The 14347-nt window shown below is 43.3% G+C and carries 14 protein-coding genes; 5 read left to right on the top strand and 9 right to left on the bottom strand.

The window, feature by feature from the left end; translation table 11 throughout:
• Window positions 1-14 precede the first annotated feature (14 nt).
• A complete protein-coding gene (locus tag C9414_RS03865) occupies window positions 15-290 on the bottom strand; it encodes a YutD family protein (protein ID WP_039181199.1) in 276 nt (91 codons plus the stop codon).
• Window positions 291-410: 120 nt separating this feature from the next.
• Here C9414_RS03865 and C9414_RS03860 point away from each other — a divergent pair, with 120 nt between their 5' ends.
• Window positions 411-1046, top strand: coding sequence for a YhcN/YlaJ family sporulation lipoprotein (locus C9414_RS03860; protein ID WP_034659879.1), 636 nt, complete (start codon window positions 411-413; stop codon window positions 1044-1046).
• A 39-nt stretch (window positions 1047-1085) separates the two neighbouring features.
• Here C9414_RS03860 and lipA read toward each other — a convergent pair whose 3' ends face one another.
• Entirely contained in the window at window positions 1086-1982 is an 897-nt protein-coding gene (gene lipA / locus C9414_RS03855) for a lipoyl synthase (RefSeq protein WP_008360456.1), read from the bottom strand.
• Window positions 1983-2308: 326 nt separating this feature from the next.
• Between lipA and C9414_RS03850 the strand changes: the two genes are divergently transcribed.
• Window positions 2309-3256, top strand: a complete 948-nt coding sequence (locus C9414_RS03850) for a M23 family metallopeptidase (protein ID WP_390273520.1) — start codon at window positions 2309-2311, stop codon at window positions 3254-3256.
• A gap of 27 nt (window positions 3257-3283) precedes the next feature.
• Here C9414_RS03850 and yunB read toward each other — a convergent pair whose 3' ends face one another.
• From yunB to C9414_RS03830, 4 genes are all read right to left on the bottom strand, one after another.
• Window positions 3284-4063 (bottom strand): sporulation protein YunB, encoded by a 780-nt coding sequence (gene yunB, locus C9414_RS03845; RefSeq protein WP_107163103.1) that lies wholly within the window; start codon window positions 4061-4063, stop codon window positions 3284-3286.
• Window positions 4064-4132: 69 nt separating this feature from the next.
• A complete protein-coding gene (locus C9414_RS03840) occupies window positions 4133-4438 on the bottom strand; it encodes a YunC family protein (protein WP_024425980.1) in 306 nt (101 codons plus the stop codon).
• A 67-nt stretch (window positions 4439-4505) separates the two neighbouring features.
• Window positions 4506-5879, bottom strand: coding sequence for a bifunctional metallophosphatase/5'-nucleotidase (locus C9414_RS03835; RefSeq protein ID WP_107163102.1), 1374 nt, complete (start codon window positions 5877-5879; stop codon window positions 4506-4508).
• Window positions 5880-5945: 66 nt separating this feature from the next.
• Complete coding sequence (locus C9414_RS03830; protein ID WP_047202452.1) at window positions 5946-6797, bottom strand: DUF72 domain-containing protein; 852 nt, start codon at window positions 6795-6797, stop codon at window positions 5946-5948.
• Between the two features lie 305 nt (window positions 6798-7102).
• On the opposite strand from C9414_RS03830, the gene C9414_RS03825 reads away from it, so the two are divergent.
• A complete protein-coding gene (locus C9414_RS03825) occupies window positions 7103-8272 on the top strand; it encodes a PucR family transcriptional regulator (protein ID WP_107163101.1) in 1170 nt (389 codons plus the stop codon).
• 64 nt (window positions 8273-8336) lie between these two features.
• Window positions 8337-9494, top strand: a complete 1158-nt coding sequence (locus tag C9414_RS03820; RefSeq protein ID WP_107163100.1) for an oxalate decarboxylase family bicupin — start codon at window positions 8337-8339, stop codon at window positions 9492-9494.
• A 65-nt stretch (window positions 9495-9559) separates the two neighbouring features.
• Here C9414_RS03820 and C9414_RS03815 read toward each other — a convergent pair whose 3' ends face one another.
• The 3 genes from C9414_RS03815 to C9414_RS03805 all read right to left on the bottom strand — a co-directional run bounded on the left by C9414_RS03815 (window position 9560) and on the right by C9414_RS03805 (window position 13170).
• Window positions 9560-10288: an NPP1 family protein gene (locus tag C9414_RS03815; protein ID WP_039181218.1), complete on the bottom strand. Its 729-nt coding sequence runs from the start codon at window positions 10286-10288 to the stop codon at window positions 9560-9562.
• A gap of 290 nt (window positions 10289-10578) precedes the next feature.
• A complete protein-coding gene (locus tag C9414_RS03810; protein WP_107163099.1) occupies window positions 10579-11778 on the bottom strand; it encodes an MFS transporter in 1200 nt (399 codons plus the stop codon).
• Window positions 11779-11934: 156 nt separating this feature from the next.
• Window positions 11935-13170, bottom strand: coding sequence for a pyridoxal-phosphate-dependent aminotransferase family protein (locus tag C9414_RS03805; RefSeq protein ID WP_107163098.1), 1236 nt, complete (start codon window positions 13168-13170; stop codon window positions 11935-11937).
• 171 nt (window positions 13171-13341) lie between these two features.
• Here C9414_RS03805 and C9414_RS03800 point away from each other — a divergent pair, with 171 nt between their 5' ends.
• The gene (locus tag C9414_RS03800; RefSeq protein WP_107163097.1) at window positions 13342-14220 is read left to right on the top strand and encodes an endonuclease I family protein; all 879 of its coding nucleotides are present in this window, start codon (window positions 13342-13344) and stop codon (window positions 14218-14220) included.
• The last annotated feature ends 127 nt before the right edge of the window (window positions 14221-14347 follow it).

Below are 14347 nucleotides of genomic sequence, written 5' to 3'. Positions count from 1 at the left end.
CGCTCCCCTTTGCGTTATTTTCTGATTCGTTTTAAGACAAAATAGGCACAGCCAAAATTACAGTATTCATAAATGTATTCATCGAGTGTGCTGATTTTAGTATCAAATGTGGCCTTTTGGTTTTGGTCATCAAAGAACCCTTTCAGCCTGAGCTGATTATAGCCCCAGTCCCCCACAATATAATCATACTTATTTAAAATATCTGAGTACCTTGCTTTAAACGCTTCTTCATTAAAGCCGTCTTTGATATCTCTTACAAGATCAAAGGTAGCATTCTGAATGACGATCATCTTCTCACCTCTTTTTAAACGATCCATCTTTAATGATAATTCATTGGAAGAACTCCATCAATTGCTAAAGCATGTTTTTTCCGATTTAGCCGAAGCTAAAGGAAAAAGGAGGTCACATTTATGAAGAAACAACTGACAGCCGCGATTCTCCTCAGCATGCTTTTAGGCGGGTGCGGCTTTCAATCAGGTATGAACCGGCAAGTGGATGAAGATTCTTCAAGTAAAACCATCCGTCTGTCGGATCGTCATGAAGGAAATAATTCCAACATGCCAGAAGCAGACACAAACAGAGCAGGATATGTTCGTTATCAGCGCCAGCAAGTAACGGATCAGAAAGAAAGAACCCCTGCTTTAAATCGTGAGCATCTTGCCCACGTGATTACAAGTTTAACGGTGCAGCTGCCAAACATCAAAGATGCTGCGACACTTGTGACAGATGAGGATGCACTCATCGTGTATCGAACAGGAAACAAAAACCGTGATGAATCTGCCGATCAAGTAAAGAAAACGGCGGTTTCTGTTCTCCCTCGTTATTATCATGTATACGTCTCTGATAATCCAGAGCACTTTCAATCCATTGCCAATTTTTCACGTCTTCAAACCAATTCACGTGATTTTGACCAGATTTTAACCAAAACAATTCAGCAAATGAAGTACTCCCCTCAAGGTGGAGATATTTCAACGAAAGAAGATGCAAATGGGATGACGAATTCCGACCGTACGATGAGAAGAAACGCCCCTTATGGCCAAAATTAATATGAGAAAAAACGCCAGAGAGCTCTGGCGTTTTCTTTGTTATGCTTGCGCCTGACGCTTTTTAGACGCTTCGTTTACTTGTTCATCTGCATGGTAGGAAGAGCGCACAAGCGGCCCAGCTTCACAGTGGCTAAAGCCTTTTGACATCGCAATTTCCTTCAGCTCTGCAAACTCATCCGGATGATAGTATTTTTGAACTTTCAAATGCTTTTTCGAAGGTTGTAAGTACTGCCCAATCGCCATAATGTCCACGTTATTGGCAAGAAGATCATCCATGACTTCAATGATTTCTTCCTTCGTTTCACCGAGTCCAATCATAATGCTTGATTTTGTTGGAATGTCGGGCTGCATTTCTTTTGCACGACGCAAGAATTCTAATGAACGATCATAGGTAGCACGCGCACGAACTCTTGGCGTTAATCTGCGAACTGTTTCAATGTTGTGATTTAAAATGTCAGGACGAGTGTCCATTAACGTCTTCAAGTTATCATAATTACCGCCCATGTCTGAAGGGAGAACTTCAATTGTCGTGAATGGGCTTTTTCTTCTAATCGCACGAACTGTTTCAGCGAACACACCTGCTCCGCCATCCTTTTGATCATCCCTTGCAACCGCTGTTATGACAGCATGCTTTAAGTTCATTAAGGCTACTGAATCTGCCACGCGTTCTGGCTCTTGCAGGTCAAGCTCAGTTGGAAGTCCAGTTTTCACCGCACAGAAACGGCATGCGCGCGTACAAACAGATCCAAGGATCATAAATGTAGCGGTTCTTCTCACTGCCCAGCATTCATGAATATTCGGACATTTTGCTTCCTCACAAACGGTATGCAGGTTGTTTTCCCGCATCATTTTCTTCAAACCGGTATAGTTTTCATTCGTATTCAGCTTAATTTTAAGCCAGTCCGGTTTTCTTACGTGCTCTTCCTTCTTTGCCAATTCCATCATCTCCATATGAATTCGTTAAAGGTGCATCTACAAAAATCTTCCTGCTATATACGATGGATGCAGCCAAGAAGCTGCAAAAAATTGAATCTTCGGCCTAAAGCCTTTTCTTTAGACACTTTAACATAGTACAGATTGAACAACAAGGGAATGAGCTGCAAAAATACCCAAAAGCCTCCTAAAAAAACAGAAGAAAATTACTAACATTTTCTTCTTATGAAATAGAGTGATCTAACCACACTAAACGGTAGAAGACGATGCTCGATGAAAGGAGATGGACGTTTGTGAAAGTGGTTTTAGCCATTATGATTGCTCTTTCAATGCTCCCTTTACCTGTTCATGCAGAAGGGACCGGCAAACAGTCAAATGAATTGAAGCAAAGAATGGCGCTATATGAAAAAGTCTCCATCACAACACAGGTTCCATGGTATGTACTTGCTGCAGTTGATCAGTATGAACACAATATTCGAAAAAGCAGAAGAGATTTACCGAAACAAAAAGGCGTCATTGGCATCTACATTCCCCGGGAAATGTGGATTGGACCAGAAAACCCGAATAAACAGGATACCTCTCCTTTAAGCATTAAAGTGTTTGACGGAATTGGGCTTGATGGGAATGGGGACGGCAAAGCAAGCAGCGATGACGATGAGGATGTATTATTCACGTTTGCTCAATACTTGCTTCACTACGGCAGCAGCATTGATCAATTAAAAATTGGCTTATGGGACTATTATGGACGTGATCAAACCGTTGGAATCATTTCATCTTTTATGAAGCTATATAAGCACTACGGCCATCTTGATCTTGGAAAGCATGCTTTTCCTCTACCAGTTGGAGCTGACTACAGCTACCGAAGTACATGGGGAGATGCGAGAGGATTTGGAGGAAGAAGAATTCATGAGGGAACCGATTTATTTGCCCATTATGGACTTCCCGTTCGTGCGACATCGTATGGCGTGATTGAAATGAAAGGATGGAACCGCTTTGGCGGCTGGCGGATAGGCATTCGAGATATTCATAATCATTATCATTACTTCGCTCACTTAAATGGCTTTGCGAAAGGACTTAAGACAGGTCAAATAGTTGAACCAGGTCAGGTGATTGGATCTGTCGGAAGCTCCGGTTACGGCCCTCCAGGCACCGCAGGAAAATTTCCGCCGCATCTTCACTATGGCATGTACAAAGACAACGGTAGAACGGAATGGTCATTTGACCCATACCCTCATTTGAGGGCGTGGGAAAGAGCTGAACGGAAACGAAAATCGTAAAAAAACAGCCCAATCATTGTTGGGCTGTTATTCCTTTTTCTCCTTTTTCTCTGGGAGAACAATTGGTGGAGCACCTGAATTTGTTCCACTGCCATTATAATAATCTGGTACGTCTCCTTGAACGGCTTGTATGGAGACAGGAACAGAGTTTTTAACTACGATTGTTTCAGAAGCAAATGGGATAATGACTCTTACCTTAACCTCGATCAGAACACTAATATCAATCAAGGCATTGTTGATGCCATAAGGCTTAATGTTTTTCTCAACGTCCGTATGCGGATCACCAATCACACTAAACCGTACAGGTACTTTGGGGCCGAGGTTGGCGATGAGTGCATTTCCGGATGCTTGCCCGAGCGGAATGTTATATATAATACCGTCATGTCCATCTGCTTGATCCTTTAACGCTTCTTTTGCTTCTTTTGCCTCTTTTTGAAAGTTCCCCTTTTCAATGTCCTCTAAATTTTTCTGAAGATGACGTGATAGGTCAGCCATGGCTTTCGATGTTGCTTGCGCATTAAAATCGATAGTCGTCACTTTTCCGTTCTCACTTGTATTCATGACCACCATATCCTTCATATTCTCCTGATCGTTTGCAAAGTCTTGAACTGAATATTGTATGAGGTGATTGGCGATGCGCTCTGTTTCTAGTTCAGCAATGTGAATAAGGGTTGGTTTAATTGATCGGTTGATAAAAAATAAACTAATCACGGTTGAGAGCACAAAGAATAAGATCGCAAGCAGCATGACGTAACGAAATGGCAAAGGGCCCTTCTTGTAGGGGCGATAACGGCGGTTCATTCTCAATAAAAAATCCCCCCTTCTCCATTACATGTGTATGCAGACAGGCGGGGGGATAGGAATCATCTCTCTATTTTATTTCACCATTTTTAATAATGCATCTCTTCCAATTGTTCCAGCAGAGATACCCAGTGCTTCTGCGGCGTATGTCACAGATTCTAAAGGAGCATCGAGCAATTGCTCAATGGTTCTTACCCCAACTGCTCTTCCTGCAATAATTCCTCTATCTGCAAGCTTTTCATTCAAGAGCCCGACATCAAGTGCACCGCACATGATATACCCGTGTTCATTTGTTACTGCCATGAAATTTGTCTTCGGCAGTTTGACGGTGACCGCTGTAAAGGAATGGCCATCAATTGTAATAGGTGTTAAATTCACCAAATCCCTTCACTCCTCTCATCACAATCTATGTGAAAAGAGGGCGCGTGTTGTTAGGCTGAAGCGGATTTCATGTTGCTTCCTTCAAGCGCCATGTCAGAACATCACGTAAAAATTCAGGCATAAAATATTCAATGTGTTCGTGATCACGGATATGAGGAAAAAGAGACCCTAATGTATACATATCGACTGTGCCAACTGAATAGGAGGCGTCGTTTTTGATCAATTGACCATGTACAAAGACATCCTTCACCCGTTTGGCCTCGCCTTCTTCTAATGTATAGCTGAGGCCGCTATATAGCATTTTCCCCATCAGCTCACCTCTAAAGCCGAAGCCTTTAATGCGCAGCTGTTCCATTTTTTCTTCACAGCCCCGCTGAACCGTTTCGATGAGCTGTTGACCGGTAAGCGTCACCCGAATGGGATTAATGGGATGCGGACATATCCGGTGGATTTCTTCTCTTGTGACAATTCCTGCCTCTAATGACTCAAGCACCATACCTGCATTCATCATGCCAATATCCGCTCCGCACCAATCTTTAATAGCATCTGTTAAGAGCTGCGGAAGCGGAGATTCATCGAACCACTTCGTTTCTAGCTTCGATTCAATCGTTGTGACTTTTTCCTGCATGAGTGCTTTGGCTCTTCTTTCTGCCTGCTGTAAGGTGGTGATAGCTTCGTTTGATTCACTGATGAGCTGATCCACCGACTGCACTGTCGCTTTTTTCTCTATCAGCTCTTTGCGTGCTGTATCGATTGTCAGCTCGACGCAGCCAATATAATGCCCATACTTTTCAGCGCATGCAAGCAGCACCCCATTGTCCATCTCGCCCTGTTCTAACAGATGATGCGTGTGTGATCCTAGGATGACGTCGATTTCAGGGAAATCACGAGCGACCTCTCGATCATGGATAATACCGAGATGGGATAAGAGCACAATGACATCTGCCTGCCCCTTCACTTCCTGCAGCATGTCCCGTATGCTGTCAAATGGATCAGTAATGTTCCAGCCCAGCTTTTCATAAACAGGTGTATACGCAATGGTCACGCCTAAGAGACATATTCTCAGTCCGTTTTCCATTGTGATCATATGATAGGGCTTTGCCCATGATGGCCTTTTGCCTTTCTCAAATAGATTAGACAGGACCACAGGAAATTGTGCATTCTCATATAGGTGATCCAGCTGATCATGAGGCAGCGTAATGCCTTCATTATTCCCGATCGTAACTCCATCATAGCCAAGCTGATTGAGGAGCTTGACATTTACCTTTCCATAATCAGCTTCGGATACGAGGTTCACTCGATCCATATGGTCGCCAATATCAAACAAGAGCATCTGATCGTGAACTTGACGCTTTTCTTCAATATAAGCTGCAATTTTTGGCCAGTTCTCAAAATGGCTGTGCAAGTCGTTTGTATGATATAACCATAGCTTCTGCAGCATGTTGATCTCTCCCTCAAGTTGTCACTGACCGTCTCATTCAGGTTGAAAGCTTCAGTCAGCTCTCGGTTAACTAAATAAATCTAACTGCTTCGGAGACAGGCTAGAATACGTGATATCCAGCAAATCAATCATCTGCTGGCCATTTGCCGCTGCATCTCCGCCGGAGTTATTATTAAACACGACATAGACATCTTTCGATTGCTGATGCAAGATGTCGAGATTCTTTTTCCACTCTTTTAATTCAGCTTCATTATATAAATATAAGTATCTCACTTCACGCCAATTCTCATGGTCTGCCGGGTGAAGCCAGCCCTGTTTATTCCTTCCGTGAAATCGGACCAATGTTTTATCACGGTGTGTAGCTTGTATGACTGGCGGAATGGAGCCTTCTCCGACTTGCGGTTCATCACAGACGGAATGAATCCATCCTTCCTTTTCCATAAAGGACAAAGTCTGCTCATAAAATTCCTCTGAAAACCATGTACGGTTTCGGAATTCGAGAGCACAAGGAATATCACCCATCTTCTCCTTACACCATCTTAAATAGTGGACGTGCTCTTTTTTGCAATCAAACCAAGGTGGAAATTGAAAGAGCACCATGGCGAGTTTCCCTTCACGAATGAGCGGAGTCAGCGAAAGAATAAATGCATCAAACATGTCCTCCTTCGAAGCAAACGGAATCTCGCCCCTTTGATGTCCAGTCATTCCTTGGTATGCTTTCACAACAAATTGAAAGTCATCCGGAGTATCCTTTATCCACTTTTCATGATTACGCTCAGGCTGAACCGCATAAAAGCTGGCATCTAGTTCCACAATGGGAAACGTTGATGCGTAGTGAAACAGCTTTTGCGTGCTGCCAATTTTCGGCGGATAAAGACTGTCATGATCTCCCCAGCCAGTTAATCCGATATAAATCATGTTTCTCACCTCTTGCCACTCTCATGTATAAACGGCTTCCTCACATCAAAGCCTTTGTTCCTTGTGATACCCATATTTCTGAAAGAAATTCTTCTGTCTACAACATATCATATTTGCTCGTAATTCTGAATGAAGATGACTGGCGACACGTGATTTTGTCCTGACGCTCTGTTTGTTTGTCATATTAATTAACAACTTTCTATCTAAAATGATTTTAGCTGATAACATAAAATGCATATCAGAGATGTTGACAGCAATTGTCCATTTTTTTATTCATCTTCACCAATAAAGGAGATTGAGTGGATATGAACATAGACGATAACCAGTTTGACATATTACAAAAAATCGCCAGAAATATTCACAAGCCTGTCTATTTGTTTAACCAGTATGGACGTATACTGTATACCTCGCACTCCATGATGACGAGCCCAGAATGGATGCACATTCTCCCCTTTTTTCGAAGCAGGACAACTCATTCTTTTTCGATGATACATGCTAAACAAACCTTTTCCATCTTTCCGATTGATTTAAACGAACAAACTTGTGATTACCTGGTTATCCTTTCTTTCATTCACCCGCAGAATAAAGCATTGCATGGGATGATTGTAAAAGCAGTGAACGAAATGTCGATTGCTCGTATGAGACAACACGCCGCCCTGCAAACGGCCAAGCGTGCTAGAAATGAGGGTTTTCGCAGATGGATAGAGAGGGCATCGTTTTCCCAGCAAGATCATTTACATTTCGCTCAATCGTTTGGATTAAGCGCCGAATGCCGCTATCTATGTATGATCTGTCAGCTTGACCAGCGCAGTGATACCACATGTTTTATGAAGCAGCAAATGGTTTTAGATCAAGTGATTGATCTGCTCGAAAGTGCACTTCCAAGTTGCCCATTTCCTGCCTTTCTGTTTGTCAAAGGTGATATGGGTGTTGTATTGATGGAGGAGACTGGCAGTTTGCCTGAGGTTAGCGGCAGTCTCAGCTCTTTTTTAAAACAATTGCAGAAGCTTGTTAAACTGCAATTGAATCACACCATCTCATTTGGGGTGAGTTTGACCGCCTGCCTAATCCCCCATCTGTCTGAGGGCTACAATGAAGCATTAGAGGCTCTTCAAACCGGACATCTCTCATCGCGGACTGAATATATTCAATTTTATCAGGCGAAGGATGTACCAGATTTACTAAAGCTCATTCCAATAAAGGATATGATCACGTTTCACCAGCTGCACCTACACCCGTTATCTGAACCATCACAAGCAGACCAAAGCCTTCTTCACACCTTATCTGTCTATTTAGAAACCCATTGCCACATTTCAGAAACAGCCAAACGATTGTCGATTCATCGCAACACAGTCATTTATCGCCTTGAGAAGTGTGAAGAATTGCTTCGAATCAGCTTAAAAGATCCTGACGCAACATTGCGGCTGCGCTTAGCCTTCCGTATTCAAAGGTTTCTCACATCCCATCCTGATTGAATTTTTTCTTCCGAAGCTTCATATAGTTTGGAAGAGAAAAATGAGTCTCGAGGAGGGATGACAAATGGATGATGAGCTCCGTCACATCCCGCAGCCCATTCGAAAGGATGGCACGGGTGCCACCGACTTAGGCCCGCGTGATGTCCTTCGAGATATAGAGAACCCAGATATGCTCGTTCCCCCTAAAACCGATGCCGGAACAATTCCTAATTTAAAATTTTCATTTTCTGATACACACATGCATTTGAATCACGGCGGCTGGTCGAGGGAAATTACGAAGCGGGAGCTGCCTGTTTCAACAACGATTGCAGGTGTCAACATGCGTCTCACACGCGGAGGTGTTCGTGAGCTTCATTGGCATAAACAGGCGGAATGGGCGTATATGATTTTAGGCAAAGCCCGCATCACATCTGTAGATGCAGAAGGGCGAAATATGATCGCTGATATAGAAGAAGGCGATTTGTGGTATTTTCCACCTGGTATCCCGCACTCCATTCAAGGACTTGAGGATGGATGTGAGTTCCTTCTTGTATTTGATGATGGCGATTTTTCTGAATTTGATACATTCACGATCACAGACTGGTTTGCCCATACACCAAAAGATATTCTATCCGCCAATTTTGGTGTTCCTAAGAAATTGTTTGACCGTATTCCGAATAAGCAGCGCTATATGTTTCAAGGCTCACCGCCGGCATCTTTAGAAAGCCAAATGGTATCTGATCCATACGGGAGCATTAAGCCGCCATTTACGCACCAGCTTCTTCGTCAAAAGCCGCTAACGACCTCAGGCGGAACCGTCCGAATTGTCGACTCACAGAATTTCCCGATTTCAAAAACGATTGCGGCTGCACTTGTCGAAGTAAAACCTGGCGGCATGAGAGAAATGCACTGGCACCCTAATAATGATGAGTGGCAATACTATTTAACCGGCACGGCCAAAATGACGGTCTTTGGAGCAGGAGGTACTGCCCGCACCTTTAATTACAGAGCAGGTGATGTTGGATATGTTCCTTTTGGTATGGGGCATTACATCCAAAATATCGGCCAAACGAGCCTTTGGTTTTTAGAAATTTTTAAAAGTGACCGGTTTGCAGATATTTCGTTGAATCAGTGGATGGCCTTAACCCCGCCTCAATTAGTGAAAGAGCATTTACACGTAGATGATGCGATGATTCGTGCGCTTCATAAAGAAAAATCACCTGTCGTGAAATATGAGAGATGATGCGATTTTATTGATAAAAAAACCGATCATCTAAAAAATGATCGGTTTTTTATCATGGTTAACTCTTATCGATACCAAGCTTTTGCTAAATTGTTTTTAAAGTTACTGTCCTTGAAAGGTACGTTGGCACTACCAAAGTCTGTTGTATTCAATGCATGTCTTGCTGCCGGCGTTAGATCATCCCAGCCAATTAAAGGCTGCATCCCTTTACCGCTCACATTGCCGCTTACATCCAGCTCGTGGTTCAATGGCCAGTTGCTATCATAACCAACCAAAGGATTTGTTCCTAAAATACTTGCGGCACTCGGTGCTGCTTTCTTATATTGCCCATGACCTGAGTAAGCAATCGATTGAACACGCGGGCTGGCTACAGCTGGGTTGTCAATCCAAACGACAATGGATTCCCAGTCATGACGATGACCAAAGCCCGGTGAAGGATTATCTTTTGGGAAATACCAAGCATACATAATTGCCCAGCTGCCATTGTACCAATCTGAACGTGAATATACTTGACCGATATTACTGCTGCATCCACCATTATGTGAACCGCTCGTTTTTAACCCTCTGCTTGTGTTTCCAGCAGCATCTACAGCTGGGAATGGTACACATCCATGCCATACTTTCAAATAAGGCTGAAATTTTTTCGCCGCTTTTTGTGTAACAGTTGTTGGATTGACTTCTCTAAAACCAACTACCTTGTCATGATCAATTTCTGCCGCATGAACTGCTGATGGCACTGCTGTACTAAACATGGTGACGATAAAAAATATAATGGCAAACATAAACTTCTTCATTTTCTATCCCCTTTTCTCTTGATTATCTCAGTTACCTCATGCTGTCGAGATTGATGTTACCATTGCGGAAAAAACCAATCAATCACTTTTTACACAAAATGTATATTTTAGTATTTTATTAACAAGTTTTTGTTGATCTCAAAGACCTAAATCTATGGATTTCATCTCAGTAAAAGGTGTAAATATTGATAAACTATACTATTCATTTAGATAAAATATAAAACATATACTATTTCTAATTAGAATTTTTCTAAATGTATTTCATTCAATAAAAAAAGATTGTAGATCAACTACAATCTTCCTTGCGCTACATGAGTATGCTGCACTTTTTTCCCCCACACGATGGATGCAGCGAAACTGACGCAAAGCACCAGTGTTCCAAACATAAAAGGAAACTCAATATTCACATCAAATAATATACCCGCAAGACTTGGTCCGACGATATTGGCAAGGCTCATAAAGGATGTATTGAGACCGCCTGCCACCCCTTGCTGATTGCCTGCCATCTTGGACAGCAATGTATTGAGGGCTGGACGGACAAATGACGTAGCCGATAAAAATAAAATCGAACCTGTAAAGATCAACCAAAAGGACGGCGCAAAACGGCAGGCGATCAGCATGAAAGCCGCACCTAACAGCGCATAACGCACGACTCTCATCTCTCCAAATCGTTTCACACAGGCATTCACTAACGCCCCTTGGACAAGCACTCCAGCGAGACCCGCAACCGTAATCACAAAGGCAATATCTTTCGGTGAAAATCCGTGTTTTTGGTCTACATATAAGCCGAAAATCGATTCAAAGTGAATGATCCCGAAATTGAGGACAAAGGCCAATATAAACAAAAAGCCGTACGATGTCTTTAGAGCTTGGGTCATTTGTACAAAAGGATTGAAATGAATGTCCTTGTTGAGCCGCGCCTCTTCCTGCTTTTCCTTTGTTAAAGTTTCAGGTAAGAATAGGATGGATAACAAAGTAGAAAGGGCGGCAAAGGAACCGGCAATGAGAAATGGAAAAGCGATCCCGTACTCAACCAAATAGCCGCCTACGCCCGGCCCAATGACAAAACCTAGTGTCATCGCTGCACTGAATAGACCCATTCCTTTCCCTCGGTCCTTTTCACTTGTGATATCAGCGATGTATGCAAACATGGCCGGCATGAGCAAAGCCCCGGCAGCACCGCCTAAAAAGCGAGACACAAACAGCATCCAAAGCTGATCAGCAAAAGCAAAAATAAACTGAGCAATCGTAAAGCCGGCAATCCCGGCAATGATCAATTTCCTTCGTCCAAACCGATCGGTCAGTGCGCCGGCGATCGGCGATAACGCGAATTGTGTGAGGCCTGTTGCAGCGACAAGAAAACCGAGTGTTTTTCCTGTTGCGCCAAAGGCTTCGATGTAACTCGGCATAACAGGTACAATGAGGCCAAAGCCAAGCATGGCAATAAAAATATTGAGCATCAAAATGTATAATCTGCCCATCTTCTTCATACAAAAAACCTCTTTCTGCAAAATAAATGAAAATGATGACAAAAAGGATGAGAACTTCTCCAGTATAGCGATAACCTTATCTATAAGTCTAGTTTTTCAAAAATTAGCGTTCTTTTCCAAATAAAAAAATACCCGCCAGTGGCGAGTATGATGTATCTATTCAGCTTGTTCATAGATAGAAAGAGCCGCCTGAAGCCCTGCTCCGCAATGGATAGACGCACCGTGTTTGATGAGGATCGCTTCCAGACCCGCTAACACAAACAACACATTTTCCTTTCGGCAGCTGTAGCCCATTGTCCCAATTCTCCATATACGGCCGGCAAGCGGTCCAAAGGAGCTTGCAATCTCAATTCCAAAATGATGGAGCAGGTCGGCACGGACCGCTTCTCCGTCAATACCGCTTGGAATGACAACACAGGTCACAACCGGCATTTTACAATCTGGATCACCAAACAATTCAAGCCCCATCGCTTCAAGACCTTTCATCAAGGCTTTTTCATGACACGCGTGTCTTTGAAAACGTTCAGACAGCCCTTCTTCCAGCACAAGACGAACCCCTTCTCGCAGTGCATAGAGCATCGTTGTCGCTTCTGTATGATGATTTAATCTTCTTGGGCTCCAATAATCCTGAAGCTGGCTTAAATCAAAATAATTGCTTTTGATTGGAGAAATATCGATCTGTTTTTGTAATTCATCCTGTGTCGCAATCCCTTTTTCTACTTTCTTCCTCGATTCAATGACAGCTGCGACTCGGTCATTATATGTAATAGGTGACATGCCTGATGGAACAGATAAACATTTCTGCGTGCCGCCAATCGCCGCATCAATTTTCCATTCGTCCACTTTTACCTCGACACCGCCAATGGTCGCCACAGCGTCTACAATGAACAGCGCATCAAGAGCCCTGCATGCTTCACCAATTTGCTTGAGCGGCTGCAATCGTCCGGTGGATGTTTCACCATGAACCATGGCAACGATTTTAGGCTTGACCTGCTTTATTTCTTGGATGATGTCGGCAGGATCAAAAACCGTCCCCCATTCACATTCCATTGTATGTACCTCAGCACCGTAGCGCTGTCCTATTTCAATGAGCAGGTGACCGAAGCGGCCAAAGACAGGCACAAGCATTGAATCTCCCGGCTCAATCACACTGGCGAGCACAGCTTCAAGCCCTGAACGGGACGTACCGTCAATTGGATAAGCCCATTTGTTTTCTGTTTGAAAAAGTGATCGCAATAAGGTCATTGTTTCGTTCATTATGTGTGTAAATGCTGGATCAAATTGACCGAGAATAGGGGTGCTCATCACACGGAGCACTCTCGGGTCTACTTCTACGGGCCCCGGTGTCATTATCGTTCTCGAAGGTGTTTGCAGTTCTTTCACGTTATCCATCCTCTCCCTTGCTGTCCATCCTTATAAGCCCACTTATACAGGAATGCTCCTAAAATAGCAATCTCTTTTCCTACGAACTCATTACATAAAATTTACGAGAAATCCATTTATTTCTTCATGACAATATGATAGAAATAAAGAGAATACATTCCCTATCAAGGAGGAAATCGAATGAAAAAAACTTTATTTGGAGCTGTGGCCGCCGGAATCATGATATTCGGCACATTCGCCGCCCCTCTGCCTTCAGCTGCAAACGCTCAAGGTTTCAATCTGAATGAACCTAGTCAAACGATCACCTTTTCCCCGTTACAGCTTCAAAACGAAACATCTGCACAACAAACGCAAACTGCCGCCACAAGTCAAATCGATTCCTATTACCAATCTGCTACTGGCAAATCAGGACCCGCTCTTAAAAAGGCTTTACACGATATCATTGATGATCATACGCAGCTATCCTACAGCCAGGTTTGGGATGCATTAAAGAAAACAGATGAAGATCCCAATAACCCAAACAATGTGCTGCTGCTTTATAGTGGTGCCTCCCGCTCAAAGCAAGCGAATGGCGGGAATGTCGGCCAGTGGAACAGAGAGCATGTCTGGGCCAAGTCTCATGGCAATTTTGGGACAAGCCAGGGGCCTGGGACAGATCTCCACCACCTTCGTGCGACAGATGTGCAAACGAACAGCACACGTGGAAATTTAGATTTTGATACAGGCGGTAATGAATACAAAGGGGCGCCGGGCAATTTCTACGATAGCGACTCCTTCGAACCTCACAGCCGGGTCAAAGGAGATGTTGCGAGAATGCTCTTTTATATGGCGGTTCGCTACGAAGGTGATGACCGCTTTCCAGATTTAGAATTAAACGACAAAGTGAATAATGGAAGCTCGCCTCTTCACGGCAAAATGTCTGTGCTTCTCAAATGGCACAAGCAGGACCCAGTCGATCAAATCGAACGGAACCGCAATGAGATCATATATCAAACGTATCAGCACAACCGCAATCCTTTTATTGATCATCCTGAATGGGCAAGTGGGATTTGGGAATAAAAAGAGGCACTGCTTGCTCATAGCAGTGCCTTTCTTAATAAAATGACTATTTACAGTGAAAACGGCTTCTTTATCAATTAACAATCCCTTTCCACAGTTTGGGTTTAATCCTATATAATTTAAAAAA

This window comes from Bacillus sp. Nf3, assembly GCF_003028545.1.
Taxonomy (GTDB): Bacteria; Bacillota; Bacilli; order Bacillales; family Bacillaceae; genus Bacillus; species Bacillus safensis.
This window is presented reverse-complemented; position numbering and strand designations above follow the sequence as displayed.

Bases quoted from the DNA above. Each gene is read 5' to 3' on its own strand.
- C9414_RS03865 (WP_039181199.1), bottom strand. From the start codon at position 290: ATGATCGTCATTCAGAATGCTACCTTTGATCTTGTAAGAGATATCAAA.
- C9414_RS03860 (WP_034659879.1), top strand. From the start codon at position 411: ATGAAGAAACAACTGACAGCCGCGATTCTCCTCAGCATGCTTTTAGGC.
- C9414_RS03850 (WP_390273520.1), top strand. From the start codon at position 2,309: ATGCTCCCTTTACCTGTTCATGCAGAAGGGACCGGCAAACAGTCAAAT.
- C9414_RS03835 (WP_107163102.1), bottom strand. From the start codon at position 5,879: ATGCTGCAGAAGCTATGGTTATATCATACAAACGACTTGCACAGCCAT.
- C9414_RS03830 (WP_047202452.1), bottom strand. From the start codon at position 6,797: ATGATTTATATCGGATTAACTGGCTGGGGAGATCATGACAGTCTTTAT.
- C9414_RS03825 (WP_107163101.1), top strand. From the start codon at position 7,103: ATGAACATAGACGATAACCAGTTTGACATATTACAAAAAATCGCCAGA.
- C9414_RS03820 (WP_107163100.1), top strand. From the start codon at position 8,337: ATGGATGATGAGCTCCGTCACATCCCGCAGCCCATTCGAAAGGATGGC.
- C9414_RS03815 (WP_039181218.1), bottom strand. From the start codon at position 10,288: ATGAAGAAGTTTATGTTTGCCATTATATTTTTTATCGTCACCATGTTT.
- C9414_RS03810 (WP_107163099.1), bottom strand. From the start codon at position 11,778: ATGAAGAAGATGGGCAGATTATACATTTTGATGCTCAATATTTTTATT.
- C9414_RS03805 (WP_107163098.1), bottom strand. From the start codon at position 13,170: ATGGATAACGTGAAAGAACTGCAAACACCTTCGAGAACGATAATGACA.
- C9414_RS03800 (WP_107163097.1), top strand. From the start codon at position 13,342: ATGAAAAAAACTTTATTTGGAGCTGTGGCCGCCGGAATCATGATATTC.